Here is a 4,886-nt window from a genome sequence, read left to right on the forward strand (position 1 = left end):
GATGTCACCTGCCATTAACTCCTGCCATTCAGAATCTTGTTGATAGTGAGAGAGCATTATATCGGCTTGACTTTTGAGAATATTCCTCCGTTCAGTCATTGGTAACTTCAGAAAAGCAAGACGCTGTTTTAAGGATGGAGAGATATATTCGCTGGTAGAAGAATCAGAACTAACTTCTTCAACCAAAATAACTACCTCAACAGTTTGTCCTACAGTCAGATCTGGAGATTCAATTTCAATTCTATTTCCCGGTAGGACTTTTGCTGTCGTGTACAAAGTTGATTTAACCATTTTAAGCCTTCTCTTTAAGTATTGTTGTTAATATAGCTTATTAAAATCGGCGACCGCACTTTAACCCACAGTTTTAATCAATGTGCATGGTGAGTTCCCCAAAATCGATCGCTGGAACAGTAGGAGCCACCTTAGGGAACGCACCCTACAAGATTGCGTTCGACATCGCACTGGGGCTACGCCTTCACAGATAGACGAAGCCGCCTAACGGCAAAGTTAGACATTTGCTATGGAATAAACAGACGACTCACGCCTAAATAATTTTCAAGGTAAAGAGCAATTTCAATCAAGCGATCAACACATTCTTCTCGATATTCTCGTTCAATAATCCGATCAACATTTGCAAACGTAACCACAGGCAAAGAAGTTGGTAAACATTCTTCTCGAATTACCTGCTCTCAAGAATCTTCACCCTTCATACTACGGTTGGCGGTTAGCAAAATCATTTGATTCTCTTGAGCAAACCTCCAGACCACTCTATCACTGCTGTTAATTGGTAATTCAACTTCATCAAATGAAATAAAACGAATTGGTAATGTTTCAAGCCACCCTTCAGAAGTAATACTGCCAAAAAGTATGAGCGATTGCCCTTCAATAATTGTGATCGATTAGAAAAATCACTGGCTTATTGCTGCTCGTTTGGCTTTACGCGCTTGCAATTTTTGCCAAGCAGAAGTATATTCAGGCTTGGGCGGCAACTTAGAAATATTAGCAATACGTTCTTGGTTACGCTCATTCCAATAATCTCGAATTTCTGCTGCTTGCCGCACAACTATTTGATACTCTGACTCTACTTCTTTGTAGTGAGCGTCAATATAAGAGATGGCTGCATCAAACTGCTCATCAGTTAGATAGAATTGATGGCGGATTAAATGACGAGGGTAATTGGCGTGAATATAGTCCATTATTTGATACAAGGTTATTCTTGTGCCAGAAATTGTTAAACCACGCTCTGTTCGAGTAATTGCGGGTTCCTGATCAGGATACAGTGACATAGTTTTGATTAGCTCCAAATGGTGTTGAGTGGCCGCTCTTTTCTCATCATATCACCCCCAACTCTGCTGGCCTCACCAATGAAAATATGGCGCATTACATTTGATTAGCGTACCCTCGTCAGCGTACTGCTACCCAGTGCCTTCGGTATCGCACTTAAACCCACAGTTTCAATCAATGTGCATGGTGCGTTCCCCAAAATCGAGCGCTGGAGCAGTAGGAGCCACCTTAGGGAACGCACCCTACGGCGATGGCGATCTGCTACGCAGTGCCTTCGGCATCGCACTGAAACAGTCCACTACGAGAGCAGCAATTATTGTAGGTTGGGTTGACGTAAGGAAACCCAACCAAGAGTAACCTTTGGGGTGGTTGGGTTTCGCTTTTTCAAGCGAATTGATCTATTTTCGACCCAGTATTGTTTCGCTCAACCCAACCTACGAGGCGATGGCGCTCGCTAACATCTAGTCCATTGTACAACCTCGATCCGACAGTTTCTGCTTTACCTTAGATGTCAAATCTTCAGGAAAACCAGGGGGTAACTGGGGCGGGGATCGGGAGGAAAAAATATAGATTTCATTTTGCCCATCTAAAACAGGCAAAATTTCTACAGGATAACCTTCTACAGGATAACCATTGTAGAAGTCTTTTTGCACAATGGTAGATTTATCCGCCCGCAAACGGCTACTGAGGAGTTGACCACTGATCACCTTTGCCGTTGACAATGAAAGAATCGAAACATCCAGCAAACCACGGTCTTTGTATTCTAAAACACAGACTTGCCCCTGCACCTGAGAGGGAAAAATACTCAAAAAATAAGCTTCATGTAAACTTTGAAAACCGTCACCATCATTATGCCACAGTCCCAGAAAAGGGGTGACAGTGGGATTAGTTTTTGCCCATTGGTTTCTAAATGACTTGAGCGGTTCACCTAATTCCGAAGGACTGATTAACTTATTATGTCCAGCCAAGCCAAACCAACTATCAATCATCTCCGAAGTGGTGAATTTAATGGAAAGTAAATCCAAGATATTTAGGGGGAGAATCAGTCCTCGCTGGGTAACAATTGCCGTCACGAGTCCAACGGTGGCAGTACCTAGAGCAACGAAGGCTGCAATGAGGACAATTGTCTTTCTCGTCATTTTGACACTCCAATCATATAGCCCACATCCTAGCGGTACACTCGCTTCGTCTGGCTAACTAGGGATTATACAGAAACTTTCTGTATAACACTCTCTGGGGTAACGATATGGGTCAACTTTCGGCATATCACCCCATTTGGGCGCAATCGCCCGAACTTTTCCGTATATCACGCCCAAAAGCGTGTTAGCCAGATTAGCATATTGTCAAAAACCTTGTTTAACTAAATTTCTGACAATAGGCTGAAATAACAGAAGTTTTCTAGGATTCTAGCGACGATTCTTCGATCTGACCGCACCTCTTGACAAAAATTTATAATTATTCGATTCGTTCAATTGTCGGGGGCTTCTGTAAAGATTTTTTAGCGTGAAATTATCATTCATACTGTACTTACTTGTAGCGTTTTGTTTCCATCTCAATCAACAAGAATCTAAGGGCAATATCAAGATATTGGTATGGGAAACGATAGTTTCGATCGATACCGACTCCACAGACCATCTTGGCTTATCCTTTACTAAGGTTCTTGAGCCAAAGCTAAGACACGCTGATATAGCTGGGAACTGACACGAAAACCAGCTTGGCTGATCAAGGCATCCATAACAGGTTGAACTTGAGGGATGAGGCTTTTTTGTTTGGCAACGAGCAGAATGCCCAGAATACCAATGATAGACAGCCCTAGCCGCAGGGCTTCTTGCCGCCCCAAGCGTTCATCGATGAGCAGATCATCAGCTTGCAGCTCAAGTGCCAAGGCTATTGCATTCGCTTCTCCAGCATCCAATCCTCGTTCTTGCTGAAGCTGGTTAACGAGTTCGGAGTTGGTGAGGGGTTGGGGTTGAATGCAGCCGGCTTGGAGAATGGCTGGAATGATGGGATTGCTTGCGGCTGCTAGTTCCCTAGCAACAACGTCTGGAATGATAACGGTTTGGTAAATTGACTCTAGCAACCAGAGATGATCGACGATCGCCAGATTGGCAAGGGCGGAGGTATCGCTGACCACGATCATAGCCAGCCTCGATCGCGCAGATGCTGAACATCCTGCTCAAAGTCTTCTACATCGTAGTGAACACAAATACCGCGATCTGCCAGCAGTTTTTGAAAGTCCATGACTTCCATCCCGGCAATTTTACTGGCGCGACTCAGGGAAATCCGCTCTTGCTGAAACAGCGCAATGGCAATCTCCCGGAGCCAGTCGCCCTGGTTAAAGGTTTCGGCTTGGCTGAGGTTATCCGGTAGGTTCAGGGTAATTTTCATTAAGACATCCTCACGCACTATTTATCTCCTCGTCTTTACTCGTTTTCTGATAACAGGATTTGGTATTATTGACTGACGGGAGCCAGCAATTAATTTCTAATTTTAAGCACTTGCATAGGAGTCAAACGTCTTTGCTCTGTCTTGTCAAAATCTTGCTCAAAACTCACAATATTAGCTTTTTCAAGCTCGGCAGCAACATATTGGTAAGCATCATCAAAATCCAAGCGAAAGAGATCCATTATTTCTACGACTCTCTTCATTTGGTTAGCAGGAACACCGACCAGCACAACACCAGCATCAATCAAAACGTCATCCACAAATTTGATAAAAACGTCTCTTTGATTCAGCCGATTACAGATCACCCCGATAGAATTTGACATACTCCCACCGTCAAGCTACGCTGTGACGGGGGATTCTTGACCTATCACTATCGGAAATTCCTTGCTCAACGAGACGGCTTAGATTCTCAATGTCTCCATTCAAAATCCAGAGGTCGGACTCTCTATTATGCGTTTGGGTCGGTTTCTGTTTGCCCAACAGTACCGTTGAGATGATTTCCCAAATATTTCAACCCTTTTTTAAGAATATTTATTGCTGCATTATGATCCCTATCTAAGACTGTTTGACAGTGAGGACATTGATGAGTTCTAGTGCTTAATGATTTCTGAACTCTTGTTCCACAAACTGAACAATCTTGAGAAGTAAAATGCGGTGGTACAGCAACACAAACAATCTGATAAATCTTGGCAAAATAATTCAACCATTGAGTGAATTGATACCAAGAAGCATCGGAAATCGACTTGGCAAGCTTACGGTTTTTGACTAAGTTTCTTACCTTTAAAGCTTCATAGACTACCAGATCATTAGACTGGACTAACGCCAAAGCGTCTTTAATTGCTTTGTCTTTACGTTGTCTTGATACTTTAAGATGAAGCTTGGCTACCTTTACCCGTTGCTTATGATAGTTTTTAGACTGTTTCTTTCCTTTACGGAATTTCTTAGATAATCGTCGTTGTGCTTTTTGAAGTCGTTTTTCTGACTTTCTTAAATAACGTGGATTCTCTACAGTATTGCCTTGAGCATCGGTATAAAATTCCTTTAACCCTAAGTCAATTCCTGTTATTTGTCCCGTTGGTTTATGGTATTCTTGCCGTTCTACGTCAATTAAAAACTGGCAATAATAACCGTCAGCACGTCTAACAACTCTTACCCGT

At 42.8% G+C, this 4,886-nt stretch carries 7 protein-coding genes and 2 pseudogenes; 1 reads left to right on the forward strand and 8 read right to left on the reverse strand.

The window, feature by feature from the left end:
• The 3 genes and pseudogenes from O9290_RS00105 to O9290_RS00115 all read right to left on the reverse strand — a co-directional run.
• Nucleotides 1-291: hypothetical protein (locus tag O9290_RS00105; RefSeq protein ID WP_288058957.1), on the reverse strand; the 291-nt coding region annotated here is incomplete at its 3' end.
• Nucleotides 292-518: 227 nt separating this feature from the next.
• Nucleotides 519-912, reverse strand: a pseudogene (locus O9290_RS00110) (ACP S-malonyltransferase).
• On the reverse strand, nt 909-1,286 hold the full coding sequence (locus tag O9290_RS00115; protein WP_002760641.1) for a DUF433 domain-containing protein: 378 nt from the start codon (nt 1,284-1,286) through the stop codon (nt 909-911). The pseudogene O9290_RS00110 and the gene O9290_RS00115 overlap by 4 nt, the downstream one beginning before the upstream one ends.
• 175 nt (nt 1,287-1,461) lie before the next feature.
• On the opposite strand from O9290_RS00115, the gene O9290_RS00120 reads away from it, so the two are divergent.
• Nucleotides 1,462-1,641 carry a hypothetical protein gene (locus O9290_RS00120; RefSeq protein ID WP_002760643.1) on the forward strand — a complete coding sequence of 60 codons (180 nt, stop codon included), beginning with the start codon at nt 1,462-1,464 and terminating at the stop codon, nt 1,639-1,641.
• A gap of 104 nt (nt 1,642-1,745) precedes the next feature.
• Here the strand turns inward: O9290_RS00120 and O9290_RS00125 are convergent, their stop codons facing one another.
• The 5 genes and pseudogenes from O9290_RS00125 to O9290_RS00145 all read right to left on the reverse strand — a co-directional run.
• On the reverse strand, nt 1,746-2,423 hold the full coding sequence (locus O9290_RS00125) for a hypothetical protein (RefSeq protein WP_287107447.1): 678 nt from the start codon (nt 2,421-2,423) through the stop codon (nt 1,746-1,748).
• A gap of 512 nt (nt 2,424-2,935) precedes the next feature.
• Nucleotides 2,936-3,424, reverse strand: a complete 489-nt coding sequence (locus tag O9290_RS00130; RefSeq protein ID WP_002760647.1) for a PIN domain-containing protein — start codon at nt 3,422-3,424, stop codon at nt 2,936-2,938.
• The gene (locus O9290_RS00135) at nt 3,421-3,672 is read right to left on the reverse strand and encodes a UPF0175 family protein (protein ID WP_043995814.1); all 252 of its coding nucleotides are present in this window, start codon (nt 3,670-3,672) and stop codon (nt 3,421-3,423) included. The genes O9290_RS00130 and O9290_RS00135 overlap by 4 nt, the downstream gene beginning before the upstream one ends.
• Nucleotides 3,673-3,761: 89 nt before the next feature.
• A complete protein-coding gene (locus O9290_RS00140) occupies nt 3,762-4,052 on the reverse strand; it encodes a PIN domain-containing protein (protein WP_288058954.1) in 291 nt (96 codons plus the stop codon).
• Nucleotides 4,053-4,062: 10 nt separating this feature from the next.
• Nucleotides 4,063-4,886 (reverse strand): annotated as a pseudogene (locus O9290_RS00145) (RNA-guided endonuclease InsQ/TnpB family protein); the annotation flags it as partial.

The organism is Microcystis sp. LE19-41.2A (assembly GCF_027530405.1).
Classification (GTDB): Bacteria; Cyanobacteriota; Cyanobacteriia; order Cyanobacteriales; family Microcystaceae; genus Microcystis; species Microcystis aeruginosa.

Coding starts and splice junctions, on each gene's coding strand:
- O9290_RS00125 (WP_287107447.1), bottom strand. CDS start 2,423: ATGACGAGAAAGACAATTGTCCTCATTGCAGCCTTCGTTGCTCTAGGT.
- O9290_RS00120 (WP_002760643.1), top strand. CDS start 1,462: ATGTGCATGGTGCGTTCCCCAAAATCGAGCGCTGGAGCAGTAGGAGCC.
- O9290_RS00140 (WP_288058954.1), bottom strand. CDS start 4,052: ATGTCAAATTCTATCGGGGTGATCTGTAATCGGCTGAATCAAAGAGAC.
- O9290_RS00115 (WP_002760641.1), bottom strand. CDS start 1,286: ATGTCACTGTATCCTGATCAGGAACCCGCAATTACTCGAACAGAGCGT.
- O9290_RS00135 (WP_043995814.1), bottom strand. CDS start 3,672: ATGAAAATTACCCTGAACCTACCGGATAACCTCAGCCAAGCCGAAACC.
- O9290_RS00130 (WP_002760647.1), bottom strand. CDS start 3,424: ATGATCGTGGTCAGCGATACCTCCGCCCTTGCCAATCTGGCGATCGTC.